Here is a 25,519-nt window from a genome sequence, read left to right as displayed (position 1 = left end):
CCGTCCCTAGCCCGTGACCGTGACCGCTAATAAAGTGGGTTCATGGCGCATCCGCAGATGTTCGATGACGATGACCCGCAGTTGGCCCGCCTGAGAAAGGCCGCGCTGAGCCTTCCCGAGGCGCAGGAGAAGACCTCGCATGGGCGGCCCGCGTTCTTCACGAAGAAGATCTTCGCGCACTTCGGAGGCACTCGGAAGCTCGTCACCGGTGGGATGGAGCAGCATCCGCAAGCGCTGCTCATCTTGCCCGATCCGATGGACGCCGAGGTGCTGATGGAGCGACCGGATGCCTTCGTTCCCATGTACCTGGGTCCCACCGGTTGGATCGGCTTGGAACTCGAGACCCTCGACGATGATGACCTCAGTGACCTGCTCACCGACTCCTACCGGAATACGGCACCTGCCGGTCTTGTCCGCAAATTGTCCGTGAAAGACTGAACTGCCCGCGAAGGACTAGGCAACCCCTCGTCCGCCAGCTGGGTACTGTGACGCGGCCAGCGAGAGGCCGGATATTCTCGGACACATGAACAACCGCATCGTCATCACCACCGACTACCTCCGCCCGGGCGACACCGTCGACACGATGCTGCGAGATCGCGGCCTCGAACCGGTCTACTCGCCGGCGGGCGGAACTCGCACGGACGAAGAGAAGTTGGCTCTGTTCGAAGGAGCCGTCGGTGCAATCGCTGCGAGTGAACCGGTCGCGCGTGACATGCTCGCGACCTCCCCAATGCTGAAGGTCATCGCCCGGGCAGGGGTGGGCTATGACAACGTCGACATCGATGCGGCGGCCGAGCTCGGCATCCGCGTGTGCAACACACCAGGGGTCAACCACCACGCCGTCGCCGAGCTGGCGCTCGCACTCATGCTCGCCTGCGCTCGCCGACTCAACACCGTGCTGGCTGGAGTGGACGACGGCGGATGGCCACGCGAGGCCGGAACCGAACTGCGGGGCAAGAGTCTCGGCGTCATCGGATACGGACCCAGCGGCAAAGCGATCGCTGCCCTCGGTGTTGCGCTGGGAATGCGAGTCCTCGTCTCCACAGCCCACCCCGACTCCGAGCAGTCATCGGGCATCGAATTCGCCGATTTCGACACGACAATCAAAGCCGCCGACTACCTGTCTCTCCACAGCAGAGCGGGCAAGGGTGACCCGATCATCGACGCCGCGAGCCTCTCTGCGATGAAGAACTCGGCGATCCTCATCAACACTGCACGCGGCTCCCTCGTCGACGAAGCTGCTCTCGTCGAAGCGCTCAAGACAGGCGAGATCGCCGGCGCCGGACTCGACGTTCTGCAACGCGAACCCATGGTCGAGGACAACCCGCTGCGAACGATGAGCAACGTCGTCATCACCTCCCACCTCGCCGGGCAGACGCTGGAGGCACGCGAACGCGCCGGGGTCGCGGCGGCTCAAGCCATCATCGATGTCCTCGACGGAAAAACTCCACAGGGCACAGTCGTCTGAAGCGGCACACCCGTTGATATGTGAGCGGCGAACCACCTGGCATTGACAGACAATGCCCAACTAGATGCAAGACCCAGCATCACACTGGAACCCGTGACTGGGTGAGTATTGTATAAACTTACAAGTCAAAATGACGGAACTAGATAGTCATGAGTTGCTATATGCAATGAAACGCTTGCAGTGCGTAGTTCATATTCAACAGTTGAATTGGGAGGGCCGTAGACGTGGTTGAGAACAGCTTGGACCGCTTGCTTGAATCGGAGCAGATTACAGGGGATTTGGATCAGTTTTTGGATGAAGTCATGGATCTGATGGAAGCTGTCGTGATCCATTTAGAAAAAGGTGAGCAGGTTTCGCCAGTCGCCGGGCGGGCATTCCGGAATCACCGGAGAGTCCTAGATAACGAGCATGCCGCCGGCAGGGCAGTAGACGGGAACTCGGGTGCGGTTGATCAAGCTATTTTGTCCAAGCTTAGAGAGAGCTTCAACTATCACAACTCTCGCCGCGGAATCCTAAAAGGGCTGCTCCAATCAGACGCTGAGGAGCTGGAAAAAGCAGGTCTAGTGGGAGCAGATTTAGAGCTGAAAACCGCCGGTTGGCGTAGGGCAGCCCGCTGGTTTCTGAACGACGGCACCCGAAAATCTCTCGCTTCAGTATGGCGGTGGGCGAATTTGCTGTTGGGAAGTGCTTCTGCCGCGTTCCCAGCTTTCGAAGCAGTCAAAGAACTAAAAGATGTGTTCCACAATCTATACAAAGACGTGACTGCGTGAGGGGCTGAATAGATTCTTCAGCCATTGACTCCAATGACAGATCTGCGAATTGAATTGACGGTTCAATGTAGGTTTTCCAGCCCCTGGCCGGAACCACCTCAGCGGTCATAGGGTTGGGGCATGTCCACTTCAGAGCACAGCTCAGCGATTCCGACCCTCGAACTCAACGACGGGGCCAGCGTCCCGCAGATCGGCCTCGGCACCTACGCCATGCACGATGCCGAGGGCGTCGGCGCGATCATCGCCGGCATCGACAACGGCTACCGACTCCTCGACACCGCAGTCAACTACGAAAACGAGCGCGAAGTCGGCCAAGCCGTCATCGACTCCAAAGTCGGCCGGGACGAACTCTTCATCACCAGCAAGGTCCCGGGCCGTCACCACGGCTTCGACGAAACGATCGCCAGCACCGAGGAATCCCTGGCCAGGCTCCAACTCGAGCGCCTCGACCTCCACCTCATCCACTGGCCCAACCCGAGCGTCGGCAAGTACGTCGACACCTGGCGCGGCCTCATCGAACTGCGCGAACGCGGACTGGTGACCTCGATCGGAGTCTCGAACTTCACCGAGGCGATGCTCCAGGAGCTCATCGACGAAACCGGCGTGACACCGGCGGTCAACCAGATCGAACTCCACCCCTACTTCCCGCAGAGCAAGCTCATCGAATTCCACAGATCCATCGGCGTCCAGACGGAATCCTGGTCACCGCTGTACCGCGACCAGGGTCTGTTCGACGAAGCCCCCATCGCCGAGGCGGCGGCTGCCCACGGAGTCGAGCCGGCTCAGGTGGTCCTGCGCTGGCACCTCGAAGTCGGCAGCCTGTCGATCCCGAAGTCGGCCAACCCCGACCGGCAGAAGCTCAACGCCGATATCTTCGGCTTCAACCTCACCCCCGCCGAGGTGGATGCCATCTCCGGTCTTGAGCGCGGTCGGATGAAGGGCAGAGACCCGCTGACCCACGAAGAGATGTGAGCGTTTTCCGCGGCTAGTGCGACTGAGCCGCTGTGAACACTTCGCCCAGCCCCATGCGGCTCGGGGTCGGCAACGACCGAGTGGCTGGGGAACCCTGTGACTCGAACGACTGGACCAGGTACGCGATGAGTCGTCGCGAAAGGTCCTGGGCATGCTCGGGCGGAGCCTCGCTGACGCCGCCGTTGGCTAGGAAGATCAGCATGAGATCGCTGGGGTCGAAGTCAGGTCGGAGCCTACCTGCCTTCTGAGCACGTTCCACCAGGTCGGCGAAGACGGCTTCCGCATGCATGCGCTTCTCATCGATTCCTTGACCCTCGGTAAATGCCGAGAGAAACGCCTCGGTGAACCCACGGTCCTCGATCTGCATCCGGCCGAGAGCTTTGACGAATGAGCAGAATCCGCGCCACGGGTCAGGATCGGCCGCAGCCTTGGTGAGGACCGCTTCGCAATGAGTGAGCTGGGTGGCGAACACCTCGGTGATCAGGGACCGGCGGTCGGGGAAGCGTCGGAACAAGGTTGCCGCGCCCACCCCTGCTCGGCGAGCGATCGCCGTCATTGGCACATCGATGCCGCGTTCGGCGAAGAGTTCCCGAGCCACCGTGAGAATACGTGCCCTGTTGTCGGCGGCATCCGCACGCAGCTTCTGCGCGGGCACTTGTTGAGTTTCGATCTGAGTCGTTTCGGCCATTTCTTCTCTCACTTCCGGAAAAACGGAATGCGGCGATGGAATCACTGCTTAATCTACATGTAAGTGGAAACCACCTTCCACATATTGTGGATAGTTGACGAGCGCCGAACGGCGCAGAGAAGAGACGCAGACATGAAGATTCTGATGTTCGGCCGCGGAGTCATTTCGACACTGTACGGATGGGCCCTGGAGAAGGCAGGGAACGAGGTCGACTTCTATGTGCGCCCCGGACGTGCCGCCGACTTCGGCTCCTCGGTCGACGTGGACATCAGGGACGGCCGTGCCTCTAGTAAAGGGAAGCCGGTTCAGGAGAATTGGCCCATCACGCTGCGAGAGGACCTCGAACCGGACCACGACTACGACCTCATCATCGTCAGCGTCAACCACGACCAGCTGGACAGCGCAGTCGACTTCCTCCAACCCCGAGTCGGCCGAGCCACAATCCTCATCTTCAACAACGTCTGGGCCGACCCTGCCGCTGCCATCTCGCGGCTGCCCCGCGAGCAGGTCACGTGGGGATACCCTGGTGGCGGAGGTGGCTTTGACGTCAGCACCCTGCACGGTGGATTCGTCAAAAGCATCTTCCTCGGCGATATCGACGGGTCGAGCCGCACCGACCGGCACCGCGTCGTCCGTGAACTCTTCACGGACGCCGAATTCTCAATCTCCGACATCGCAGACTTCCGCAGCTGGCTCTGGTTCCACTTCATCCTCGACGCCGGAATCATGGTCGGATGGCTGCGGATGGGAAGCTTCGACGCACTCGTCCGATCGCGCCCCGCACTGAAAGAAGTCGTCCGTCTCATCCGAGAGATGATCCCCGTCCTCACAGCGAAAGGCGGGACCTCACGGTTCGGCGCAGCAGCAGCAAGATTCATCCCCGCCAGCGTCATCGGTTTCGCTATGCAGAAGCTGCTGACCGGCGACAACCTGTTCACCTTCATCATGACCCAGGCCCAGAACACCGGACACAACAACTACAAGGCGCAGGCAGATTACCCTCGCGATGTCCTCGCCGACGCCCGTCGCCTCGGAGTCGCGGTTCCTCGACTGGAAGCCAACGAGTCGGCGTTCCGGTGATTTCCAGCAAATCCGCCATCGCCGAGGTGGGCCCGCCGATTGTGTGAGAATGTTCCCTGTGAGCTCGGAGCCGGAGGACCTGCATGCGCCGCAGTACCAGCGTGGACTGAGGCACCAGCGTTCTCTGCGGGGAATCGCGGCCGCTGTCTTCGCCACGTTCGTGGCACTGGCCTCCCACATGATCGGCGGCGGCGCGCTGCCTTCAACCATGGGCGTCGTGGTGCCCTTGGTACTGTCGATGCTGGTCTGCGTTCTGCTCGCCGGTCGCAGACTTTCCTTGCCCAGACTGTCCCTGTCTGTGCTGGTCAGCCAGTCGCTCTTCCACCTGCTCTTCTCAGTCTTTGCTCCGATGACTGGGAGCCACAGTCCTGCGAACGCACTTGAGCGACATGCGATGCACCATTCGGGTCCGAAGGCCATGTCCGGATCCGTCTTCGCGTCAGATGCCGGGGCCAGCATGCATGCGCACGCGTCACCGGGAATGCTGTCGGCACACCTCGTCGCCGCTGTCCTCACAATCGCCATGATCTATTGGTCGGAAGCGCTGCCGGCGAAGATCGGCAGTTTCCTCCGACTCGTCATCCACGCGCTCCTGCCCACTGCGGTTCGACCGATGCCGGTTCCGAACGGACCGAAGCCCCACCTCGGCGTCGCCCGAATTCTCCCTCGCTACCTCGGTGTTCTCCGTTCTCCTGTCCTCACCAGAGGACCACCCGTGGCAGCTTTCTGACCCCACCATCTTTGACCTCAGCGTCGGCGGAAATCCGCTGGCGCGCGCTCGCCTGACTAAATTTCAGGTTCGCCGAGCGCTCTTCACAGAAAGCTTCACCATGACCACACCTCTGTCATCCCTGCCCGAAAACCGGCAGGACCATCCGCGACCGCGCGGCACCAGTTGGCTCGGCCAACTCCTGCGCCGACTCCACTTCTACACAGGGATCTTCGTCGGTCCCTTCATTCTCATCGCCGCACTCAGCGGCGCCCTGTACGCAATCAGCCCGCAGATCGAAAAGGTCGTCTACGCGGATGAACTGACCACCTCGGCGACGGGCCCCGCCCTGCCGCTGGCTAACCAGGTCACGGCCGCCACGACCTACACCGGGGGAGCGGAGGCCATCAGCGCGGTGCGCCCGGCACCGAAACCCGGCGCCACGACCCGGGTGATGTTCGATGACCCGAACCTGGGCGAGAGCGAATCCCGGGCGATCTTCATCGACCCCACCACCGCCGAGGTGAAGGGGGACCTGACCGTGTACGGAACCTCGGGATCCCTGCCCTTGCGAACCTGGGTCGATCAGCTGCACGGCAGCCTCCACCTCGGCAATTTCGGGCGGTACTACAGCGAAATCGCCGCGTCTTGGCTGGGCATCATCGCGGTCGCCGGACTGTGCCTGTGGGTAATGCGCGCCCGGCGGGCAAGGAAGGCCACTGCGCTGCTGCGGCCGTCGATGAAGCACAAGGGGCTGCGCCGCACATTCTCCTGGCACGCCTCGGTGGGGGTGTGGGCCGCGATCGGGATGCTGTTCCTGTCAGCAACCGGCATCACCTGGTCCCAGCTAGGCGGAGACAATGTGACGAAGCTGCGAGCGGCACTGGATTGGTCGACGCCAGCGGTCTCGACGGAACTGGGTGGAGGCTCCGCCGAGTCCGGCGGTGGTTCGGCGGGGGAGTCGGACGTCGGCGGTCACGCTGGACATGAGGGGCACACCGGGCACGAAGGCCACGCGGGTCATGGTGGCACGGATGCGTCGGATACTTCCGGAGTCGATCCCGCGGACTTCGACATGACCCTGGCTATGGCACGCGACATCAACGTCAACACTGGCCTCGTTGAGATCCTGCCGCCGGCCGATGATGATTCGGCCTGGGTGGTCCAGGAGATCCAGCGCAGCTTCCCCACGGAGATCGATGCCCTGGCGATCGATGCCGAGACCATGGAGATCACCGATCGTGTCGACTTCTCCGACTACGGGTTTGCCTCGAAGCTGGCGCGGTGGGGCGTCGACCTGCACATGGGAACGATGTTCGGTCTGGCCAGCCAGATCGTGCTCGTCGGCCTAGCAATTGGGATCGCGTCGATGGTCGTGTGGGGCTATGTGATGTGGTGGCAGCGCCGACCGAAGCACGATCCGAGCCGGAACTTCGGCGTCACGCCTGTTCGTGGTGCGCTGGCCAACGCACATTGGTGGTCGGTGGCTGCGGTTGTGCTTTCGGCTGTGGCGATCGGGGTATTCCTGCCGATGGTGGGGATCAGTGTGCTGGGATTCCTTGTTGTTGATGGGGTGCTGGCTCTATGGGCGAGGGGGCGGCAGGCGAGGTAGTACACTCCTTGCCGGGAACACCACCCGGCAAGTCCACGAGATTCTCCGCGATCCCGGCAAGATACCGCGTCCCGAGAGGCGTGAGCGAGAGGTCCTTCCGTTTCGCTCCCGTCCTCGGGGCGCTGGTATCGGCACTGGCCAGGAGCCCAGAATCCTGCAGCCGTTTGAGGGTCCTGTAAAGACCGCGCTCGGTCACGTGCCAGCCGGTGGCAGCGGTGACTTTCTCAGCAATGGCGGCGACTCCGATCGGCTGATGCTCGGCGACGATGGTCAGTGTGACCGGTGTGAGCATTGACTTCTTGTAGGTCTCGACCCAGCTGTCGACCTTATGGCTCAGCCACTCTTCGCTTTCAGTGAGCGGCTCTGTCGCGTCGCCATGCTGCGATGCCACCTCAGTCCTCCCAGCCGCGGCCGAGCACCGAGCCGAGGAGGTGAATGAGCAGTCCGAGGCCCCAAACCGCACTCATCACCAAGGTTGCTCCGAACCACGAGGAGCCGAGGAGTGAGTGCGCCACTGCCTGGACATCGTTGTCGCTGCCGGCGACCACTGCACGGACGACGGCGTGGGCGTTGAAGGATGTCGTCACTGCGACATAGGCGATGACATGGGCGATCACGAGTCCGAACCGCACATGCAGCAGCTTCCGGCGTTTGATCACGATCCATACCGCAATGCCGATGGCGACGACCGCGGTGAGGGCGCCGGCGAGGATCGTCACTGCACCGCCGGTCAGTGCGACGACGAACTGGATGATGATCATGGCGGCTATGAGCGTCAGAGTATAGGGCAGTAGGAGAGAACGGGCATTGGCTGTCTGCGGTGCCTGTGCTGTTGTGTCCATACTGGTACTGTACCAATGGTTCAATACCCAAGTGATGAGCTTCGGAGGAATTTCCGAGGTCGACTACTGGCGTACTCTGAGAACATGCCCCGCCACCTGCTCACGAGCACCCCTCCGGAGCCGCACCGGCCCGAATCCGAAATCCCCGTCGACTCGGCTCAGCCCACGAAGCAGCGCGCACCCATTCCCGCACGTCGCTCTCTCATCGCACTCTTCGCCGTCCTTTTGGTCGCGTGGGTGGCCATTGCAGGAGTCGGTGGCCCCTACTTCGGCAAGATCTCCGAGGTCGCCACGAACGACCGGTCCTCCTTCCTGCCTGAATCGGCCGAGTCCACGAAGGCTCAGGCGCTCATCGACCAGTTCAGTGACCTCGACTATGTCCCGGCCATCGTCGTACTCGAAGACAAGGACGGGCTGAGCAAGGACAGTACGACTGACCTCGAAGACCTGGCCGAAAGACTCGACGACGAGGGATTGTTGGCAGCCGACGCCTCGCCGGTCATCCCCTCCGAGGACGGCGATGCGCTCGAACTCATCCTCCCGGTCTCGACAGACACCACGGCCGATGACGTCGAGCAGATCCGCTCGATCATCGCTGGAACATTCCCAATCGCGACTGCCGCTGACAGCCCCACCGGCGACGCCAACTCCATGCCCACCTCGGCGGATGTGTACGTCACCGGTCCGGGCGGATTCTCCGCGGATCTCACCTCGGCGTTCGCGGGCATCGACGGCATACTCCTGCTCGTCGCGCTCATCGCGGTCTTCGTCATCCTCATCATCGTCTACCGTTCGCCTCTGCTGCCGGTCATCGTTCTGTTCACCTCGGTGGCGGCGCTCTCGGCCTCGATCTTCGTCATCTGGCACCTCGCGGATGCGGGAATCCTGCTCATCAACGGCCAAGTTCAGGGCATTCTGTTCATCCTGGTCGTCGGCGCCACCACTGACTACTCCCTCCTTGTGGTCGCCCGCTTCCGTGATGCGCTGCTGACCGAACGGGATCGAGTCAGAGCCGGACTGGCTGCGTTCAAGGGCGTCGTCGAGCCGATCGCGGCCTCTGGTGGGACCGTGATCGCCGGTCTTCTGGTTCTGCTGCTGACCGACCTGGCCTCGACTCGTGCGCTCGGCCCGGTGGCGGCGATCGGCATTCTGGTGGCGATGCTCGCGGCGCTGACATTCCTGCCCGCGGCTCTGATGGTCATCGGCCGGGCCGTGTTCTGGCCCTTCCGCCCGCAGGTGCGCACAACCAGCTCCGCACCAGCGAAGAAAGGTCTGTGGACTCGCATCGCCGAGGTGGTCGCTAAGCGTCCGCGCATCATCTGGATCGGTCTCGTCGTCCTCCTTGCCCTCCCGCTCATCGCGTTCCCCCAGTTCAAGGCCTCGGGCATCGCGCAGAGCGACTTCGTCCTCGGCGACTCCGAGGCCCGTGATGGCCAAGATGTGCTGTCCGAGCATTTCCCGGGCGGATCCGGCTCACCCACACAGATCGTGGTGGCGAAAGACCAGCTCGAGGATGCGGCGAAGGCGGTCGGCAGCCTCGGCGGGGTCGAATCGATGACCGTCGTCGCCGAAGAGTCACCCAGCGGGACGATCGCCATCGACGATGACGGGCAGCTGCAGGCACCGCAAGGTCAAGCACCGCAGGGCCAGGGCGCACCCGACTCGACCTCGACGCCTCCACCTTCACCCCCGGCACCTACCGAGGTCGACGGTCAGGTTCTCCTCGAAGCGACACTGACCGACCCCGCGGACTCCCTCGCTGCGGAGGATACGGTCACGAGCATCCGCGACGTCGTCCACGAGGCCGACTCCGAGGCCCTGGTCGGCGGGGAGACCGCGGTCGACCTCGATACGAACACCACCGCCGAGGCGGACCGGGCCTTGGCGATCCCGCTCATCCTCGTCGTCATCACCATCGTGCTCATCCTGCTGCTGCGCTCGCTCGTCGCCCCGCTGCTGCTCGTGGCCCTGACGGTGCTGTCCTTCGGCACGGCGCTGGGAGTCTCCGCGCTGGTCTTCAACCACGTCATCGGCTTCCCCGGTGCCGATCCCTCGGTGCCCCTGTACGCATTCGTCTTCCTCGTCGCGCTGGGCATCGACTACAACATCTTCCTCATGTCGCGTGTGCGGGAGGAGTCCTTGCGGGTCGGTACCCGCAAGGGGGTGCTGGAAGGGCTGGTGGCCACGGGCGGGGTCATCACCTCGGCGGGGATCGTGCTCGCGGCGACCTTCGCGGCACTCGCCGTCATCCCGGTGATGTTCCTGTTCCAACTGGCCTTCATCGTCACCTTCGGCGTCCTCCTCGACGCCATCCTCGTGCGCTCACTCGTCGTCCCGGCACTCGTCCACGACATCGGCCGGAACGTCTGGTGGCCGTGGCGGAAGCGGATTCCGCTCGACGTTCGAACCACAAGGGATGGGCAGACCGGCTCCAGACGTGCACAATGGAAGTGACGTAGTTCGAGGAGGCTGGAGCATGTCCGAAACAGTGCAGGATTCCACCGGTGCCAAGGTAAGCGTGGAACACGACGAACAGAACTCGGCGTTCGTGGTCAGGGACGACTCCGGGGAGGTGGCCGGACGAGCCCACTACCTCGCCGGTCCCGGTCCGGGGACCGAGAGGATCATGTATCACACGGAAGTCGGCAGCGAATTCTCGGGACGAGGCCTGGCGAAGATCCTTGTCTCCCATGCGCTCAAAACCAGCAGCGACACAATGGTCACAATAGTGCCGGTCTGTCCGCTGTTCGCCGAGCGACTGAAAGAGCATGGCAACGACTTCCTCGCCATCGGAGGCCGGTACCGCTGGGCCACCGAGGCCGACGTCGAATTCGTCAAGCAGAACATCTGAATCCTCCTCTGCGCGGCTTCGGCCCAACCGCCCCGGCAACCTGACCCCCGCTGGCATTCCGAGCACAATGTGCAAGACTGGCGGTGTCTGAGCTGGGACGCTGCGCCTCGACGTGTGTCCCGATCGTGAATGCGAGGGTGGGGGTCGATATGAGCAACGTGGAGACGAAGCCGGAAGAGGTCGTCTGCGGCCCCAGAGGGCTTCCGGGACCCGACTGCGCTCAGGAGGGCAGGGCCCCGGTCGAGATCCTCACGGCCCGCGATGTTCCCTTGGGCGGACCGCGTGCCATGACCGTGCGCAGGACCCTGCCGCAGCGCCAGCGTTCGCTCATCGGCCCCTGGTGCTTCGTCGACCACTACGGCCCCGACGATGTCTCGACCTCGGGCGGCATGGATGTCGCCCCGCACCCGCACACGGGCCTGCAGACGGTGAGCTGGCTCTTCGAGGGCACCGTCGAACATATCGACTCCGGTGGCAACGCAGGCATGGTCCTACCCGGGGAGGTCAACCTCATGACCTCTGGCCGCGGAATCTGTCACTCAGAGGTCTCGACCGAGGACACCACGGCACTGCACGGCGTCCAACTGTGGGTGGTCCTGCCCGATTCCGTGCGCCACAAGGATGCCAGGGACTTCGAGCACTTCGCCCCCGAGGTCACCTCCTTCGACGGTGGTGAGATGCTCGTCTTCCTCGGCGAGCTGTGGGGGACGCGCTCACCCGTTGCCACCTATTCCCCGCTCATGGGCGCCGAGGTGCGCCTGCGACCCGGTGCCACGCTCGACCTGCCAGTGAATGAGAGCTTCGAACACGGAGTCCTCGTCGACTCCGGCGACATCACCGTCGAAGACGTCCCCCTGCCCACAAATGCCCTCGGCTACACCGGTGTGGGCCTGTCCGAGATGCGCATCAGCAACCGCGCCGAGGCCGATGCCCGCATCGTGATCATCGGCGGCGAACCCTTCGACGAAGAGATCCTCATGTGGTGGAACTTCATCGGCCGCACCCATGAGGAGATCGCCCGATACCGCGAGGAATGGCAGGCCGAAGGCGAGCGTTTCGGGGCCGTCGACGGATACGTCGGCAAGGGCGGTCCCGGTCGCAACGCCGAGGGCATGTCCAGGCTCCCCGCGCCGAGGTTGCCCGACGTTCGCATCAAAGCGCGCAGAAACCCGCCCCCGCACGTCCAATCCTGACCCGAACCCCCAGAGCCTTTGTGAAGCCCGAACCCGAGAACAAGGAGCCTCAGCAATGAGTGAAGAACTCAAGGACAAAACCGGCGAGACCGTCACCGTCGAACACGATGAAGCCCGCGGCGCCTACGTCATCAGGGACGCCGCCGGCACGGACGCCGGTCGCGCCTTCTACCTCACCGGAGCCGACGGGGAGCGGATCTTCCATCACACCGAGGTCGATGAGGCCTTCGGCGGGCGCGGCCTGTCCAGGGTGCTGGTCGCCCAGTCCTTGGAAGGCAGTCGTGAGCACGGCGTGACAGTGGTGCCGGTGTGCCCGCTGTTCGTCACGAAGCTCCAGCAGACCGGTGACGACTATCTGGCCCGCGGCGGACAATTCCGCAAGGCCACCGGTGCCGACATCGACCTCATCAAACGGGAGGCCTGAAGAGTGTCACGCGCCAACGTCAACCGTCCCTACATCGACAAGGTTCACCCCGAGGTCTACAAGGCCATGATTCAGGCAGCGGCCGCCTCACGGAAAGTTGCCCGCGCTGAGGGCCTGAGCGATGGACTCCTCGAATTGGTCAACGTCAGGGTTTCGCAGATCAACGGCTGTCGTACCTGCTTGAGCATCCACGCGCCGGCGGCCCGGAAAGCCGGTGTCGAGGAACTCAAACTCGACCTGCTGCCAACCTGGCGTGAGGCCGAGGTCTTCGACGACCAGGAACGTTCTGCGCTGCTGCTGGCGGAGACGCTGACGATCATCGACAAGGCAGCCGATCGCGATGCGCTCGCCACCGAGGCCGGCGAGTACCTGTCCGCTGAACAGATCTCTGCGGTCGAATGGACGGTGACGCTGATCAACGCGTTCAACCGCATCTCAATCGCCAGCAACCACCCGGTTGCGCGCCCGCGCACAGAGACCAGCTGAGCTCGTGAGATACGTTGATCGCATGAACGACACAGTGATGCCCCACGGCGATTTCCGTTCCGACACTGTCACCCGACCTTCCGCCGGAATGCGCAAGGCCATGGCCGACGCCGAGGTGGGCGATGCCGTCTACGACGAAGATCCGACGACCAATCGGCTCGAATCGATGGCCGCCGAACGTTTGGGCATGGAAGCGGCCCTCTTCTTCCCATCGGCCACGCAGGCCAACCTCGCCGGGCTCATGGCCCACTGCGGGCGCGGTGACGAATATATCGTCGGTCAGACCGCACACGCCTATCGCGATGAGGGCGGGGGAGCGGCGGTGCTGGGATCGGTCCAGCCGCAGCCGTTGCCCAACGAGCCCGATGGGATCATCGATCTCGATGCGATCACCTCGGCGATCAAACCCGATGATTTCCACAATCCGATCACCCGGCTGCTGACGCTGGAGAACACCTTCAACGGGCTGCCGCTGCCTGCCGACTACATCGAGGGTGCGACAGAGCTGGCGCGCAGCCACGGTCTGGCGACGCACCTCGACGGGGCACGGGTCATGAACGCAGCCGTTGCCACCGGCGCTGATCCTTCGGCGATCGCTGACCGGTTCGACTCGGTCTCGCTGTGCCTGTCGAAGGGCCTCGGCGCCCCTGTGGGTGCGCTGCTCGTCGGGTCGAAGGAACTGGTCGGGCGGGCCAAGCGCATCCGCAAGACTCTGGGCGGGGGCATGCGCCAGACTGGAGTCCTCGCCGCGGCCGGCATCTTTGCGCTCGAGCGCAATGTGGACCGCATGCGTGAAGACCACGACCGGGCGAAACGACTGGCTGAGATCTTCGCGGACTTCCCCGAGCTGGGGGCAGGCGAGGCACGCACGAACATGGTCTTCCTGTCCCCGGACGGCGTCGATATGGACGCCTTCTCCACTTTCTTCGCCGACCGTGACATCATCACCGGCAGTGCACACGGGAAGCTGCGCTGGGTCACGCACCTGGATATTGACGACGAGGCGATTGAGCGTGTCCGGCGAGCGTGCAAGGAGTTCTTCGGACGGTGACCACGGCAGTCTGGAGGTTCGCGACTCAGTTCCTCTGCGGTCCGTCGTAGACGCGACGACTGAACACGATGATCAGTGTCAGGGCGAGCGCCACGATGCCGGTGATCGCGAACAGCAGCGTCCAGCGATTGTCCTCGCCGAGGGATCCGCCGACTGCAGTGCCCAGTGCGCTGCCGGCGAAGAGGAATCCGGCGAAGAGTGACACCACGGTTCCGCGTGCCTGCGGCAGGACCCCGGTGGCCCAGGTCTGCAGCGAGGAATGATGGAAGGACCAGGTCGTTCCCAGCAGCAGTGCTGCGATGATGACCGTCAGCGTCGACAGATGGATGGTGAGAAGTCCGAAGGCGATCACCGTGGCGGTACCGCCGATGGCGATGAGCCGCGGCATGCTCAGACGGCGACTGAGGGCCTTGACCATGCGGGTGGTGATGATGACGCCGACCCCGTAAGCAGCGGTGGCAAGGCCGGCGATGGCCGCGCCGATGCCCTGTGACTGCAGGGCCGGTGCGAGCAGCGTCAGCACGCCGAGGACTACAGCACCTTCGATGAAAGCCAAGGTGATGACGATGAGAACCCACCGATGAGTGATCGCGGCTCGGATGGCCGCGAGGACTCCGCCTTGCTCCTCACGTGGTGGTTCCGGCAGTCTGCGAAGTCCGAGGGCGCAGACGATCGCGAGGACAGCGGGGATGGCGAAGACGATTCGCCAGTCGGCGAAGTGCGCGAGGACTCCGGCCAGAGCTGTGGCACTGGCGGTTCCGACGGCGATCGCTGCCATGAGATCGGTCAATGCGGGCTGCCGATGCGCCTCGGCGACTGTGTCCCCGACATAGGTCATCGAGGTGGGGACGACGGCTCCGTAGAATGCACCTGACAAGGCTCGGGCAATGACGAGGATCGTCAGATTCGGGGCAAAGGTCGCGACCATTCCCGCCACGGCTGCGGCAAGAAGTGTTGCCTTCATCAGCCGGACGCGCCCGAGGCGGTCGGAGAGCACTCCCCACACCGGCTGACTGATGCCGTACGCCAGGAAGTAGGCACTGGCGATCGTCAGCGCCTCGGCGAGAGTCGCACCGAGGTCGTGGGCGACGAGCACGACGAGGGGGCTGATGGCGAAACGATCGAAGCTGCTGACGAACGCCGCCACGGAGACGGGAAACGGGGGACGCGTCGGACCATGTGGAACAGCGGCAACACTCACGATGGATCACTGTACTCCGGGCAGAGGAGGCCGTCGGGACTGCTCGCGTGGCGAGAAACAGCGCGAGAGCCTGCTGGTTACTGCAGGACTGCCAGCAGGTCGGCCTGGATCAGGGCACCGCGATCCAGTTGGGCCGCCATCACCTGACGAGCCGGCCGACTCTGAGGTTCGGGGAACATTGCCTCCCATTCCTCGTTCAACGCAGCCCGATCACGGTAGTCGACGAGGTGGACGGTGAGTTTGAGGATGTCGTCGGTGCTGCCACCGGCCATGTCCATGACGCCGCGGACCTAGGTGAAGACATTGGCCACCTGAGCGGCCAGGTCGCTTGGCAGGTCCCCGGTCTCGGGATCTTTGCCGGTGAGCACGCCGGAGGCGAGGAACGGACCGATGCGGCTGGCGGCGGGTATCGGATTCTCGTGACTGATTCCAGGCGGATTGATGCTGACGCGTTGGGGCATTCCGTCGTTTTCCTTCCTGTTGTGCCGTCGGCCGTGATGGTTGCGGCAAAATACTGGATGGTCGGGCGAGGGATTCGGTTCAGTTGATGATCTCGGCAGTCTTGTCCTGGGCAAGCTTGGCGAGGTTGTCGCGCCAGGTCTGGAGTTCCTCTGGGGTCAGTCGCTTCCAATCGGTGACCTCACGAAGAATTCGCAAGGGTGCAGTGCTTCGGTAGGAGCGGGTGGGGTTTCCCGGGAACTTCTTGTCGGTGACGTTGGGGTCGTTCTCAAACTCCCCGGTCGGCTCAACCTCGTAGACATGAGGGGTCTCATTGAGGGCGACGAGCTCCGCGGCGAGTCCGGCGCCATCGGGCAGGGCAGTGAAATAGATGTGGTTCATGACGACCTCGGGGTGGTAGTTCGAATTGAACCCCGCTGTCAGGAGATCACCGGCCTCCAGCTGCGCCTTGGTGCCATGGAAGAACGGTCCATTGTCGAGTGCGTCAGTCATGCGTCGAATATACAGACGGAATCTGCCAACGGAGCCCAGGCCCAAACGATAGAATGAACTCAAGCAGGCATCTCCGACATTGCTGCAGGGTGGCTTCCCGGGTACTGAGACCAGACCGTGGGAATCTCACAAATCGGCCATACTCACCTGAGCGAACGACGTCCGTGCGAACGACGCCAGTGCCGTCGTCGACGAACACACGTGAAGGAGCCCCACCCCGCCTATGTCCGCCGAGATCACACCGCAGACGAAGGGCGCCACCACCTCGGCGCCGGCAACATTGACCGGACGACTGCGGCTGATTGGACCGGGCATCGTCCTGGCCCTGGCCAGCGTCGGAGCCTCGGACATGATCACGACGATGAATTCCGGGGCCGAGTACGGGCTCGCACTCATCTGGGTCTTCACCGTCGGCATCATCCTCAAGTTCGTGCTCTCCGAAGCGGTCTCCCGGCTCCAGATGAGCGGTGACCGCTCTCTGCTGTCGCACCTGACCTCATTCGGCGGTCGACTCTTTCCGACGTTGTTCCTCATCGCCGAACTGCTCGTCGGCCTCTTCTTCGGCGCCGGGGTCATCGCCGTGACGACGAACATTCTGCAGGCGCTCTTCCCCGTCCTGCCGTTCTGGCCGACCGCTGTCGTCGTCCTGCTCTCGGCTGCGATCCTCGTCGGCATCGGACGCTATGGGCTGGTGGAGAAGGCGATGATCGGGTTCGGCGTCATCATGTTCTTCGGCATCCTCGCCCTCGCGATCTCCGTGTTCCAAGGGCAGGAAGCGCAAGCCGTGGCCGTCGAGACCATCGCCCCGACCTTCCCGAACGGGTCGATCATCACCGTCATGTCACTCATCGGCGGCGTCGGCGGGGCCACTGGAATACTGGCCTACTCATTCTGGATCCGCGAGAAGTCCTGGCGCGACGCCGAATGGAAACCCGTCGTGCGCATCGACCTGTTCATCAGCTATGCACTGGTGTTCGTCTTCGCCGTGGCGATGAGTGCCGTTGGTGCCTTCATCCTCTATGGGCAGGGGTTCACGATCGCCGACAACGGCTCGCTTTTCGCCATTGCCGACAGTCTGGTCACCCGCATCGGCGAACCGGGTCGCATCGTCTTCCTCATCAGCTTCCTCGCTGTGGTCTACACCAGTGTGCTCGGCGGGTTCTCCGGCATCGCCTATGTCACCGCCGACTGCATTCGGGTGCTGCGCCGCTTCCCGTATCAGGACAAGCCCGAACACGAGATGTCGGCGAAGTCGGTCGAGTTCCGTGGCACAATCGTCTACCTCTCCATCGCGACTCTGGTCATCATGGGCCTGGGCAAACCGGTCACCCTGGTCCTCGTCTACGCCGCGATCAGCGCCTTCATCCTGCCCGTGCTCGCGATCGCGCTCCTCGTCATCCTCAACCGTTCATCGGTGCCGGCGGCGCTGCGGAACAAGGAGGTGTCGAATGTGCTGCTGACGATCTGCTTCCTGCTGTTCGGCTTCCTCGCCGTCCTCCAGGTCAAGGAGTCGGTGATGGGGCTACTGGGCTGAGGCGAGGCTGGGAAACCCAACCCGACAATTGGCGGGTGAAGGATCGGTAATCGCGTTGTCGTGGCGGTAGCGGCACCGAGTCGGAGTCTGCATACTTAGAGACATGACACGACGACGGTCACGATTCGACGCGGAACTTGCCGCGAGTCTGTCCGTCGTCGGTGGGGTCTTCCCGCCGACCATCACCCCGTCTCTCATCGATTTCATGCGCATCTCCTATGCGTCCGAGCCTCTCGCGGAGACTCTCAAGGGGCGCAGTGTCGAACATTCAGAACATCAGGTGATCGGACACCATGGCGAGGCGATCACCGTGTCGGTCTTCAGGCGCGCGGGTGACACGGGGCGCCGCCCCACGATCGTCTACGCCCATTCCGGTGGACTGATGTTCGGTGACCGCTTCAGCGCACTCGGACTCAACCTCGACTGGGTCGAGCGCATCGGGGCCATCCTCATCAGTCCCGAATACCGCCTCGCCCCCGAATTCCAGGATCCCTACGCCCGTGAGGACATGTACGCCAGCCTGGAGTGGACGGCTGAGAATGCCGAGCGTCTCGGGGTCGACCTCGACCGACTCATCGTCGCCGGAGCCAGCTCCGGAGGGGGACTGGCCGCCGGAATGGCGCTGGCGGCCCGCGACCGGAGCGGACCGAAGCTCAAGGGCCAACTGCTCATCTACCCGATGCTCGACGACCGCGGCATCACACCGTCGACCCATCAGTTCGACGGCATCGGCGTCTGGGACCGGGTGAGCAACGAAACCGGATGGCAGGCGATGCTCGGCGATGACTTCCGCACCGAGGCGGTCTCGCCCTACATCGCACCATCGCGTGCCAACGACCTCACCGATCTGCCGCCCGCGTACATCGACGTGGGCTCGGCTGAGATCTTCCGGGACGAAGCCGTCGCCTACGCCTCGGCCCTCTGGAACGACGCCAGCGAAGCGGAGCTGCACGTGTGGCCCGGAGGCTTCCACGCCTTCGACATCTTCGCCGCCCATACACACCTTGCGCAAGGAATGATCAGCACCCGAATGGCCTGGATCGAGAAGGTCCTGGCCGACTGACCGAAAGGCACAACCATGTCCCAGAACCGAGCTGTCAATGATGCCGTTGCTCGTGTGGCCTCAGAGAAGGTCGAGAGCGGCGGGGTCCCCGGCGTCGTCGCCGGAGTCACCACCGACAAGGAGACCATCAGTCTCACTGCTGCAGGAGTCCGCTCCCTCGACGATCCGCAGCCGATGACCACGGACTCCGTGTTCATGATCTTCTCCACGACGAAGGCCCTGACCGGCACCGTGGCACTGCAGCTGGTGGAGTCGGGCGACCTCGACCTCGACGCACCGGCCCGCGAATATGCCCCCGGCCTGGCCGATGTGCAGGTCATCGAGGGCTTCGACGTCGATGGCTCCCCGATTCTGCGGGCTCCGGCAAGCGAACCGACGACCAAGCAGCTGCTGCTGCACACCGCCGGCTTCGGCTACGACTTCTTCAACGAGAAGTACGAACGACTCGCCCGCGAACACGGCCAGCCGAGCATCGTCACCGCCACCAGGAAGGCGTTGGAGACTCCGCTGCTGTTCGATCCCGGCACCCAGTGGGAGTACGGGTCGAACATGGATTGGGCCGGCCAGGTCATCGAAGGCATCACCGGAAAGACTCTGGGTGAGGCGATGCGCACCCGAGTCCTCGAACCGCTGGGCATGGACGACAGCACCTTCCGTCCGACCGCGTCGATGCAGGAGCGGCAGGCCACGATGCACCAGCGCACCGACGGCGAACTCGCGGCGACCGACTTCATGCTGCCCGAACCGGAGGTGGAGATGGGCGGCCACGGACTCTTCTCGACCGTCGATGACTACCTGAAGTTCATCAGGATGTGGCTCAACGACGGAGCAGCCGACGACGGAACCGTCGTCCTCCGCCCCGAAACGGTGGACATGGCCACGCAGAACCACCTCGGCGATCTTCGGGTGAAACTGCTGCCCGGAGTCATCCCGAGCTTGTCCAACGATGCGGAATTCTTCCCCGGCATGCCGAAAACCTGGGGATACACGTTCATGATCAACGAGGAGGACGCCCCGACCGGACGCCCGGCCGGCGCCGCCGCATGGGCGGGTCTTGCCAACCTCTACTACTGGTTCGACCGACAGAACAAGATCGGCGGGTACTGGGCCACACAGATCTTCCCCTTCGCAGACCCCGAATCCGTCGGGGGGTATCTCGAGATGGAGACAGCGGTCTACGATGCTCTGAAGGGCTGATTCGCATCGCGGTGCGAATCGACTCCGCGATGAGACGAACACCCGCAAGGAGGCGATGACGTGCAGGAACTGTTGGGTCGCATAGCCAACCTGGACCCCCAGGCGAGTCTTGGCCTGCGCGTCATCGCCTGCTTCGACGAACTCATGGTCGGCGAGGTCAATTCCCGTGCCCTCGCCGCGGCCGCCGCGGCCCTTGCCGGCTGCCCGGCAGGGTTTCGCAACGGCGACAGGAGCAGACAGCTGCGCATCGATCCGTCAGGGAGCCCGGGCGCGGGTGCCCGCCCCGCCGAGGTGAGCGCACTGGTCCTGCCGGATGCCTCCGAGGTCTGGCTCGAGAGAGAGGGGCAAGCCCTGCCGAACGACGACCTCATCCTCGAACGGTTCGGCCTGGCCATCGGGGTGAGGTTCGGATTCGAACGACAGCAGCTGGAGACTCCGCGGGACGTGGCGCTCGCATTGGACACCACCGCGCCCACCGAGGAGCGGGTTGCCGCGGCGGTTCGGCTCGGACTCGTGGCCGGACACGGGTACCGGGTGCTCGTCGCTCCGTTGTTTGCCGTCTTCGACAGACGTCCCGCCGGTCCCACCGATGTCGTCGCCAGCGAGTACGGCGCCCTGCAGGTCCTCATCGTCGCCGACCAAGCTGAGAACATCGCCGTGACACCGGCTGGCCTTGGCCCCGTCGGCTTGATCGGCGACCTGCCCCGTTCGCTGCGCGCCGCCGTGGTGGCACTGCGTCTCAGCCGTCCTCCCGAGGAGGGCCTCGTGCGCGCGGAGAACTTCGGCGGCCTCGTCGAACTGCTCGCCGAATCGCCCGACGCTGTCGACCCCGATGCCGCCCGCATCGACGAGATCATGGAAGCACCGTGGGCGGAGTCGACGGTGCGTGTTGTCCTCGAGGCACCGACGATCAGGCAGGCGGCCAGAGACCTCGGTCTCCATCACAGCACCGTGCAGGGCAGAGTCGAGCAGCTCGCTCGCTGCCTCGGCTACGACCCGCTCACCGGGTACAACAGAACCCGGTTGGGCATCAGCGTGCTCAGGTGGCGGCTGCGCAACTCCCACGTCCTCGAACTTCCCGGGCCTGTGGGCTGAAGGCTGGCACTACTCCCTCCCGGAGCTGATCCACGTCGGATTGTTGACGATGTTACGGCTGCCCTCGACCAATGACCGGATGGAATCGAGCTGAGTCATGTCATCGGCGTCGAGACGCAGATCCACGGCCCCAAGGTTCTCCAGCGCACGCTCGGGTTTGCGCGAGCCGGGAATCGGAACGGCGGAGACTCCCATCTGGGCGGCGCGGTGGAGGAGCCAGGCCAGTGCGACCTGAGCGTTGGTGGCGTCGTGACGTCGAGCCACCTCGGCGACGATCTCGACGATCTTCTGATTGGCATCCCACGCCTCGCCCATGCGGGAAGTGCCGCCGCGGAAGTCGCCGGCGACCTGCTCCTTGGTCAGCGTGCCGGTGAGGAAGCCGCGGCCCAGGGGGCTGTAGGGCACGAAGCCGACCCCGAGCTCGGCACAGGCAGGAACGACACGGTCCTCGACGTCGCGAGACCATAGGCTCCACTCGGACTGGAGAGCGGCGATCGGGTGGACCGCGTGCGCTCGCCGCAGCTCCTCGGAGGTGACCTCCGAGAGGCCGATGTGGCGGATTTTGCCCGCCTCGACCAGCTCGGCCATGGCGCCGACGGTGTCCTCGATCGGAACATCGGGATCCGGGCGATGGTGGTAGTAGAGATCGATCGTGTCCACGCCGAGGCGGGCCAACGATGCATCGCAGGCTGAGCGAGCATATTCCGGGCGTCCATCGGTGCGTTTGGCCGAGGTATCCGTCCCATCACGAGGCGCTGTGATGCCGAACTTCGTAGCCAATTGAACCTCGTCACGGCGCTTGGCCAGGAACGGTGCGAGCATCTCCTCGTTGGTTCCGGCCGGACCTGTGGCGCCCTCGCGAGGTTTGCCGTAAACGTCGGAGGTGTCGAGGAAGGTGATGCCGGCGTCGACAGCTGCACCCAAAGTGGCGCGGGCAGCGTCATCGGTGGTGCCACCGTAGACGTGGGACAGGGCCATGCAGCCGAAGCCGATGGGGGAGACAGCGAGGTCGCCGAGGTGGGTGGTGGTCATGATGGGTCTCCTTCTGAGGCGGTGGTGCGGGTGGGGTTGAGTGCCGTTGTTGTGTCGTAGATGCAAACCTACGGCTGTGAGTGCACTCTCAGTAAAGGGGGTATGGGAGAAACTCATTGCGAGCCTCCGATAGCGGTGCCTGAAAGCTCTCGGTTTTTCCTTGAATGTCGTCGCTTGCAGTTGGGATACTTGGACCTATGTCCGCGTCGCAGCAGTCCCTCCGTGCCGTCGTCTTTCTTGGGTTGAGTGTCGATGGCCGCATCGCGCGGCCGGACGGGGACCTGGAGTGGCTGACCAGCCGTGGCGCAGCCGCCGGGGATGCGGGTTTCACTCCGTTCATGGAGTCGGTTGACGCGGTGGTGATGGGCCGGAAGACCTACGAGGCCATCGCTTCCTTCGAAGACTGGCCCTACCTTGATCGCCCGATCCATGTCATCAGTACGAGCCTCGCCACAGACGCAGACTCTCGCATCATCGTGGACCGCTCGCCTGAGGAGGCCATTGACGCATTGCAGCGGGATGGTCGTCGGCGCGTCTACGTCGACGGTGGGGCGACCGTCCGGTGGTTCCTTGCCGCCAAGCTTGTCGACGAGCTCACGCTCTCCCAGGTACCTGTGCTCATCGGCGATGGGCCGTCACTGTTCGGGTCACTTGGCGGAGACGTCGATCTCGAGCACGTGCGCACCACAGTCCTCGACGGCGGGATGGTCCAGACCACCTACCGCGTCGTGGGCGGACCAACGCCTCACGCGTCCGAGTAGGACGGTCTGATCGGGAAGCATCGTGTGCGTCCCGGCACATCATGACCGACGCCCCTCCACACTGCCCGACGACAGCAGGTACGTGAGCACATCGGTGACCGTGATGACGGCAGGTCTGCCATCGACGCGCTCGACCAGTGCCAGTTGAGTTCCCGCCGCCTTCATCGCACCGAAGGCGCGACCGACAGTCATTGGTGCCGGCAGCACCTCGACCGGGCGCGTCACCTCGGTGATGGTGTCCCCGCCGGCGAGGCCGAGGACATCGCGGACATGGACCACGTGAGTCGGTGGTTGCCCAGACACAGTGTGCACGAGGATGCGTCGGTGGCGATCGCGCTGTGCGGCCTCACGTACCTGAGTCACCGTCGCACCTGGTCCGACAGCAGTCGGCTGACCACGTTCTGCCACCAGTTCGCCGAGGCTGAGCTGAGTCAGCTCGAGAGCACCGAGCAGTGCATCTGAGGACTCCCGTTCGATGGTTCCCGCCTGCGCCGAATGGCGCAGCAGCTCCCGCAGATCGTCCGAGGTGTGGCCCTGATCGACCTCGTCGACGGGTTCGACGCCGACGAGTCGCAGGCAGGCGTTGGCCGCGTTGTTGAGCACGTGGAGCAGGGGTCGGGTGAGGAACATGAACGCCCGCATCGGCAGCGCGAGTAGGATCGCGGAGCGCTCCGGGTGTGCCACTGCCCAGGACTTCGGCGCCATTTCACCGACGACGAGATGGAGGAACGTGACGACGATGAGGGCGAGGACGAAGCCGGTGAGATCGGCGATCCACAGCGGCAGGCCCATAGCCTCGGCGACCGGCGTGATCCAGTGATGGACCGCGGGCTTCGTGATCGCGCCCAGTGCCAGGGTGCACGCCGTGATGCCCAACTGGGAGCCGGCGAGGAGGACGGAGAGCTCGGTGGAGCTGCGCAGCGCTGCCCGCGCCGAGCGGTTGTCGGCTGCTGCGTCTTCCAGCCGGTGGCGTTTGGCGGCGATGAGGGCGAATTCCACGGCGACGAAGAACGCGCTGAGGCCGATGAAGAGGACAGTGAGGGCGATGATGACCCAGGGATTGCTCATCGCTGAACCTCGATTCCGATCCGCAGGTTCGAGGGCACGTGGGAGGCCACCTCGAGGACGTCGACGGTGAGCCGGACCGGACTCGGCGGTTGTGTGCCGGCGAGCTCGGCTGGGTCGACGGGCAAGGTGATCTCGATCCGATCACCGACCTCGGGGAAGCCCTTGGCCTGTTCGATGACAAGGCCCGAGAGCGTCTGCGCCGAGGTGACGGGCAGTTCGCGTTCGAGCGCGCGGGACAGCTCATCGAGGGGCATCGTCCCGGGAGCAGTCCAGGTGCCGTCCTCGGCTGCGACGATCTCCTCGATCGCCTCATCGTGTTCGTCGACGATGTCACCGACGAGTTCCTCGCCGAGGTCCTCGATCGTGACGATGCCGGAGAACCCTCCGTACTCATCGACGACGCAGCCCATTTGGGCCCGATTCTCGTTCAGGGTGCGCACGGCGTCGGGCAGGGGCAGAGACTCGGGAATGAAGACCGGTGCCTCGAGGAGCCGGCGCAGCTCGTCATCATCGTCGGCGGAGAGGACGTCGAGGAGATCGATGGTGCCGACCACCTCCTCGGCGGCATTGAGTACCGGGTACCGGGAATGACCGGTCTGCATCAGGGCTCGCACCTGATGAAGCGGCGTGTCCTCGCCGATGACAGCGGCCCGTGAGCGGGGCACGGTGGCGTGGTCGACCCTCTGTTGTGGGAAGTCGAGGATACGGTCGAGGATGAGGGAATCCTCGTCGACGAGGTCTCCTCTCTGGCGTGAATCCGCGACGATGTGTTTGAGATCGCGGCTGGTTGCGGAGTGGTCGACATCGTGGACGGGCTCGATTCCCAGGACCTTCAGCAAGGCGTTCGATGCCTTGTCGAAGATCGTGATGAGCCAACCGAAGACGGCGAGATAGATCGCAGTCGATCGCGCAAGCCAGATAGCCAAGGGCTCGGGGCGGGCGATCGCGAGGTTCTTTGGGAACAGTTCGCCGAAGACCATCTGGATGATCGTCGCCACAAGCAGGGCGAGCACGGTGCCGATGACGACCCCGGTGCCCGCGGGGATCGACGTGCCGCCGAGAGCCTCGCCGACGGCCGTGCCGATGAGAGGCTCGGCGACATAGCCGACCAGAAGCCCGGTGACGGTGATGCCCAGCTGAGCGCCGGAGAGCATGAACGAGGTGCGGCGAGTGATCGTTTGAGCGCGTGCCGCGGCTTTGTCACCGGCTGCCGACCGGGCGGCCAGGCGAGAACGGTCGACGGCCATATAGGCGAACTCCTGGGCCACGAAGTAGCCGGTGGCGACCGTGATGAGGAGGACGACGAGCAGGCCGATGAGAAGCGAGAGAAGCCAGGTCAACGGAGTTCACCTGCCCGCGAGGGATGTTGCGAAGAATTGATACTGTCAGTGATGTCCCAGCCGGGACTTCGATAGTCGTCCATGTTCCTTCCGGAAGTCTGCATGTAGGCGGCTGACTACGATTATCCAGA

At 64.0% G+C, this 25,519-nt stretch carries 28 protein-coding genes; 18 read left to right on the top strand and 10 right to left on the bottom strand.

All coding sequences use genetic code 11. The features are described from left to right. Positions 1-42 precede the first annotated feature (42 nt). The 4 genes from BLT92_RS08130 to BLT92_RS08115 all read left to right on the top strand — a co-directional run bounded on the left by BLT92_RS08130 (position 43) and on the right by BLT92_RS08115 (position 3,210). The gene (locus BLT92_RS08130) at positions 43-438 is read left to right on the top strand and encodes an MmcQ/YjbR family DNA-binding protein (RefSeq protein ID WP_092104728.1); all 396 of its coding nucleotides are present in this window, start codon (positions 43-45) and stop codon (positions 436-438) included. 85 nt (positions 439-523) lie between these two features. Next, positions 524-1,468, top strand: a complete 945-nt coding sequence (locus BLT92_RS08125; RefSeq protein WP_009882153.1) for an NAD(P)-dependent oxidoreductase — start codon at positions 524-526, stop codon at positions 1,466-1,468. Positions 1,469-1,692: 224 nt separating this feature from the next. Continuing rightward, positions 1,693-2,238 carry a hypothetical protein gene (locus BLT92_RS08120; protein WP_092104726.1) on the top strand — a complete coding sequence of 182 codons (546 nt, stop codon included), beginning with the start codon at positions 1,693-1,695 and terminating at the stop codon, positions 2,236-2,238. A gap of 120 nt (positions 2,239-2,358) precedes the next feature. Next, entirely contained in the window at positions 2,359-3,210 is an 852-nt protein-coding gene (locus BLT92_RS08115; RefSeq protein WP_092104724.1) for an aldo/keto reductase, read from the top strand. Positions 3,211-3,223: 13 nt separating this feature from the next. On the opposite strand, the gene BLT92_RS08110 is transcribed toward BLT92_RS08115, so the two are convergent. Beyond that, complete coding sequence (locus BLT92_RS08110; RefSeq protein WP_092104722.1) at positions 3,224-3,898, bottom strand: TetR/AcrR family transcriptional regulator; 675 nt, start codon at positions 3,896-3,898, stop codon at positions 3,224-3,226. A 132-nt stretch (positions 3,899-4,030) separates the two neighbouring features. Here BLT92_RS08110 and BLT92_RS08105 point away from each other — a divergent pair, with 132 nt between their 5' ends. The 3 genes from BLT92_RS08105 (at position 4,031) to BLT92_RS08095 (ending at position 7,299) form a co-directional block, all read left to right on the top strand. Further along, positions 4,031-4,978, top strand: a complete 948-nt coding sequence (locus BLT92_RS08105) for a ketopantoate reductase family protein (protein WP_092104720.1) — start codon at positions 4,031-4,033, stop codon at positions 4,976-4,978. A 58-nt stretch (positions 4,979-5,036) separates the two neighbouring features. Next, a complete protein-coding gene (locus tag BLT92_RS08100; protein WP_092108978.1) occupies positions 5,037-5,708 on the top strand; it encodes a hypothetical protein in 672 nt (223 codons plus the stop codon). 100 nt (positions 5,709-5,808) lie between these two features. After that, positions 5,809-7,299 carry a PepSY-associated TM helix domain-containing protein gene (locus BLT92_RS08095; RefSeq protein WP_092104719.1) on the top strand — a complete coding sequence of 497 codons (1,491 nt, stop codon included), beginning with the start codon at positions 5,809-5,811 and terminating at the stop codon, positions 7,297-7,299. On the opposite strand, the gene BLT92_RS08090 is transcribed toward BLT92_RS08095, so the two are convergent. Together BLT92_RS08090 and BLT92_RS08085 are read right to left on the bottom strand one after the other, a co-directional pair. Next, a complete protein-coding gene (locus BLT92_RS08090) occupies positions 7,229-7,690 on the bottom strand; it encodes a PadR family transcriptional regulator (protein WP_231939088.1) in 462 nt (153 codons plus the stop codon). The two genes, BLT92_RS08095 and BLT92_RS08090, sit on opposite strands and share 71 nt — an antisense overlap. Before the next feature lies 1 nt (position 7,691). Then, on the bottom strand, positions 7,692-8,141 hold the full coding sequence (locus BLT92_RS08085) for a hypothetical protein (RefSeq protein WP_092104717.1): 450 nt from the start codon (positions 8,139-8,141) through the stop codon (positions 7,692-7,694). An 84-nt stretch (positions 8,142-8,225) separates the two neighbouring features. Here BLT92_RS08085 and BLT92_RS08080 point away from each other — a divergent pair, with 84 nt between their 5' ends. The 6 genes from BLT92_RS08080 (at position 8,226) to ltaE (ending at position 14,146) form a co-directional block, all read left to right on the top strand. After that, positions 8,226-10,595 carry an MMPL family transporter gene (locus tag BLT92_RS08080; RefSeq protein WP_092104716.1) on the top strand — a complete coding sequence of 790 codons (2,370 nt, stop codon included), beginning with the start codon at positions 8,226-8,228 and terminating at the stop codon, positions 10,593-10,595. A gap of 22 nt (positions 10,596-10,617) precedes the next feature. Then, on the top strand, positions 10,618-10,992 hold the full coding sequence (locus tag BLT92_RS08075; RefSeq protein ID WP_092104714.1) for a GNAT family N-acetyltransferase: 375 nt from the start codon (positions 10,618-10,620) through the stop codon (positions 10,990-10,992). A 149-nt stretch (positions 10,993-11,141) separates the two neighbouring features. After that, positions 11,142-12,185: a pirin family protein gene (locus tag BLT92_RS08070; RefSeq protein ID WP_092104712.1), complete on the top strand. Its 1,044-nt coding sequence runs from the start codon at positions 11,142-11,144 to the stop codon at positions 12,183-12,185. Positions 12,186-12,240: 55 nt separating this feature from the next. Then, entirely contained in the window at positions 12,241-12,609 is a 369-nt protein-coding gene (locus BLT92_RS08065) for a GNAT family N-acetyltransferase (protein WP_092104710.1), read from the top strand. 3 nt (positions 12,610-12,612) lie between these two features. Further along, a complete protein-coding gene (locus BLT92_RS08060; protein WP_092104708.1) occupies positions 12,613-13,095 on the top strand; it encodes a carboxymuconolactone decarboxylase family protein in 483 nt (160 codons plus the stop codon). Positions 13,096-13,117: 22 nt separating this feature from the next. Beyond that, positions 13,118-14,146 carry a low-specificity L-threonine aldolase gene (gene ltaE / locus BLT92_RS08055; protein WP_092104706.1) on the top strand — a complete coding sequence of 343 codons (1,029 nt, stop codon included), beginning with the start codon at positions 13,118-13,120 and terminating at the stop codon, positions 14,144-14,146. Positions 14,147-14,171: 25 nt separating this feature from the next. Here ltaE and BLT92_RS08050 read toward each other — a convergent pair whose 3' ends face one another. The 4 genes from BLT92_RS08050 to arr form a co-directional block, all read right to left on the bottom strand. Then, positions 14,172-15,347: an MFS transporter gene (locus tag BLT92_RS08050; protein ID WP_231939087.1), complete on the bottom strand. Its 1,176-nt coding sequence runs from the start codon at positions 15,345-15,347 to the stop codon at positions 14,172-14,174. 77 nt (positions 15,348-15,424) lie between these two features. After that, positions 15,425-15,625 carry a RidA family protein gene (locus BLT92_RS20605; RefSeq protein WP_172802573.1) on the bottom strand — a complete coding sequence of 67 codons (201 nt, stop codon included), beginning with the start codon at positions 15,623-15,625 and terminating at the stop codon, positions 15,425-15,427. 12 nt (positions 15,626-15,637) lie between these two features. Beyond that, positions 15,638-15,808, bottom strand: a complete 171-nt coding sequence (locus BLT92_RS20600; RefSeq protein WP_009882174.1) for a hypothetical protein — start codon at positions 15,806-15,808, stop codon at positions 15,638-15,640. 79 nt (positions 15,809-15,887) lie between these two features. Continuing rightward, the gene (gene arr, locus BLT92_RS08040) at positions 15,888-16,298 is read right to left on the bottom strand and encodes an NAD(+)--rifampin ADP-ribosyltransferase (protein WP_092104702.1); all 411 of its coding nucleotides are present in this window, start codon (positions 16,296-16,298) and stop codon (positions 15,888-15,890) included. Between the two features lie 223 nt (positions 16,299-16,521). Here arr and BLT92_RS08035 point away from each other — a divergent pair, with 223 nt between their 5' ends. The 4 genes from BLT92_RS08035 (at position 16,522) to BLT92_RS08020 (ending at position 21,187) form a co-directional block, all read left to right on the top strand. Then, a complete protein-coding gene (locus BLT92_RS08035; protein WP_092104700.1) occupies positions 16,522-17,832 on the top strand; it encodes an Nramp family divalent metal transporter in 1,311 nt (436 codons plus the stop codon). Between the two features lie 103 nt (positions 17,833-17,935). Next, complete coding sequence (locus BLT92_RS08030; protein ID WP_092104698.1) at positions 17,936-18,895, top strand: alpha/beta hydrolase; 960 nt, start codon at positions 17,936-17,938, stop codon at positions 18,893-18,895. Between the two features lie 15 nt (positions 18,896-18,910). Then, a complete protein-coding gene (locus BLT92_RS08025; RefSeq protein WP_092104696.1) occupies positions 18,911-20,092 on the top strand; it encodes a methyl acetate hydrolase AcmB in 1,182 nt (393 codons plus the stop codon). 60 nt (positions 20,093-20,152) lie between these two features. After that, a complete protein-coding gene (locus BLT92_RS08020) occupies positions 20,153-21,187 on the top strand; it encodes a helix-turn-helix domain-containing protein (protein WP_092104694.1) in 1,035 nt (344 codons plus the stop codon). Between the two features lie 9 nt (positions 21,188-21,196). Here BLT92_RS08020 and BLT92_RS08015 read toward each other — a convergent pair whose 3' ends face one another. Continuing rightward, complete coding sequence (locus tag BLT92_RS08015; RefSeq protein WP_092104692.1) at positions 21,197-22,219, bottom strand: aldo/keto reductase; 1,023 nt, start codon at positions 22,217-22,219, stop codon at positions 21,197-21,199. Positions 22,220-22,416: 197 nt separating this feature from the next. On the opposite strand from BLT92_RS08015, the gene BLT92_RS08010 reads away from it, so the two are divergent. Beyond that, positions 22,417-22,980, top strand: coding sequence for a dihydrofolate reductase family protein (locus tag BLT92_RS08010; protein WP_092104691.1), 564 nt, complete (start codon positions 22,417-22,419; stop codon positions 22,978-22,980). 39 nt (positions 22,981-23,019) lie between these two features. Here BLT92_RS08010 and BLT92_RS08005 read toward each other — a convergent pair whose 3' ends face one another. Both BLT92_RS08005 and BLT92_RS08000 read right to left on the bottom strand, forming a co-directional pair. Further along, a complete protein-coding gene (locus BLT92_RS08005; RefSeq protein ID WP_092104689.1) occupies positions 23,020-24,048 on the bottom strand; it encodes a hemolysin family protein in 1,029 nt (342 codons plus the stop codon). Beyond that, positions 24,045-25,388, bottom strand: a complete 1,344-nt coding sequence (locus BLT92_RS08000; RefSeq protein ID WP_092104687.1) for a hemolysin family protein — start codon at positions 25,386-25,388, stop codon at positions 24,045-24,047. The genes BLT92_RS08005 and BLT92_RS08000 overlap by 4 nt, the downstream gene beginning before the upstream one ends. Between the last annotated feature and the right edge of the window lie 131 nt (positions 25,389-25,519).

It is taken from the genome of Brevibacterium picturae (assembly GCF_900105045.1).
GTDB lineage: Bacteria > Actinomycetota > Actinomycetes > Actinomycetales > Brevibacteriaceae > Brevibacterium > Brevibacterium picturae.
Note: the sequence above shows the minus strand (reverse complement) of the source record. Positions and strands in the feature narration are given on the sequence as shown.

Bases quoted from the DNA above. Each gene is read 5' to 3' on its own strand.
- BLT92_RS08080 (WP_092104716.1), top strand. From the start codon at position 8,226: ATGCCCCGCCACCTGCTCACGAGCACCCCTCCGGAGCCGCACCGGCCC.
- BLT92_RS08070 (WP_092104712.1), top strand. From the start codon at position 11,142: ATGAGCAACGTGGAGACGAAGCCGGAAGAGGTCGTCTGCGGCCCCAGA.
- BLT92_RS08035 (WP_092104700.1), top strand. From the start codon at position 16,522: ATGTCCGCCGAGATCACACCGCAGACGAAGGGCGCCACCACCTCGGCG.
- BLT92_RS08125 (WP_009882153.1), top strand. From the start codon at position 524: ATGAACAACCGCATCGTCATCACCACCGACTACCTCCGCCCGGGCGAC.
- BLT92_RS08085 (WP_092104717.1), bottom strand. From the start codon at position 8,141: ATGGACACAACAGCACAGGCACCGCAGACAGCCAATGCCCGTTCTCTC.
- BLT92_RS08110 (WP_092104722.1), bottom strand. From the start codon at position 3,898: ATGGCCGAAACGACTCAGATCGAAACTCAACAAGTGCCCGCGCAGAAG.
- BLT92_RS08025 (WP_092104696.1), top strand. From the start codon at position 18,911: ATGTCCCAGAACCGAGCTGTCAATGATGCCGTTGCTCGTGTGGCCTCA.
- BLT92_RS20600 (WP_009882174.1), bottom strand. From the start codon at position 15,808: ATGCCCCAACGCGTCAGCATCAATCCGCCTGGAATCAGTCACGAGAAT.
- BLT92_RS08065 (WP_092104710.1), top strand. From the start codon at position 12,241: ATGAGTGAAGAACTCAAGGACAAAACCGGCGAGACCGTCACCGTCGAA.
- BLT92_RS20605 (WP_172802573.1), bottom strand. From the start codon at position 15,625: ATGGACATGGCCGGTGGCAGCACCGACGACATCCTCAAACTCACCGTC.
- BLT92_RS08095 (WP_092104719.1), top strand. From the start codon at position 5,809: ATGACCACACCTCTGTCATCCCTGCCCGAAAACCGGCAGGACCATCCG.
- BLT92_RS08075 (WP_092104714.1), top strand. From the start codon at position 10,618: ATGTCCGAAACAGTGCAGGATTCCACCGGTGCCAAGGTAAGCGTGGAA.
- BLT92_RS08010 (WP_092104691.1), top strand. From the start codon at position 22,417: ATGTCCGCGTCGCAGCAGTCCCTCCGTGCCGTCGTCTTTCTTGGGTTG.
- BLT92_RS08005 (WP_092104689.1), bottom strand. From the start codon at position 24,048: ATGAGCAATCCCTGGGTCATCATCGCCCTCACTGTCCTCTTCATCGGC.
- BLT92_RS08115 (WP_092104724.1), top strand. From the start codon at position 2,359: ATGTCCACTTCAGAGCACAGCTCAGCGATTCCGACCCTCGAACTCAAC.
- ltaE (WP_092104706.1), top strand. From the start codon at position 13,118: ATGAACGACACAGTGATGCCCCACGGCGATTTCCGTTCCGACACTGTC.
- BLT92_RS08130 (WP_092104728.1), top strand. From the start codon at position 43: ATGGCGCATCCGCAGATGTTCGATGACGATGACCCGCAGTTGGCCCGC.
- BLT92_RS08015 (WP_092104692.1), bottom strand. From the start codon at position 22,219: ATGACCACCACCCACCTCGGCGACCTCGCTGTCTCCCCCATCGGCTTC.
- BLT92_RS08105 (WP_092104720.1), top strand. From the start codon at position 4,031: ATGAAGATTCTGATGTTCGGCCGCGGAGTCATTTCGACACTGTACGGA.
- arr (WP_092104702.1), bottom strand. From the start codon at position 16,298: ATGACTGACGCACTCGACAATGGACCGTTCTTCCATGGCACCAAGGCG.
- BLT92_RS08030 (WP_092104698.1), top strand. From the start codon at position 17,936: ATGACACGACGACGGTCACGATTCGACGCGGAACTTGCCGCGAGTCTG.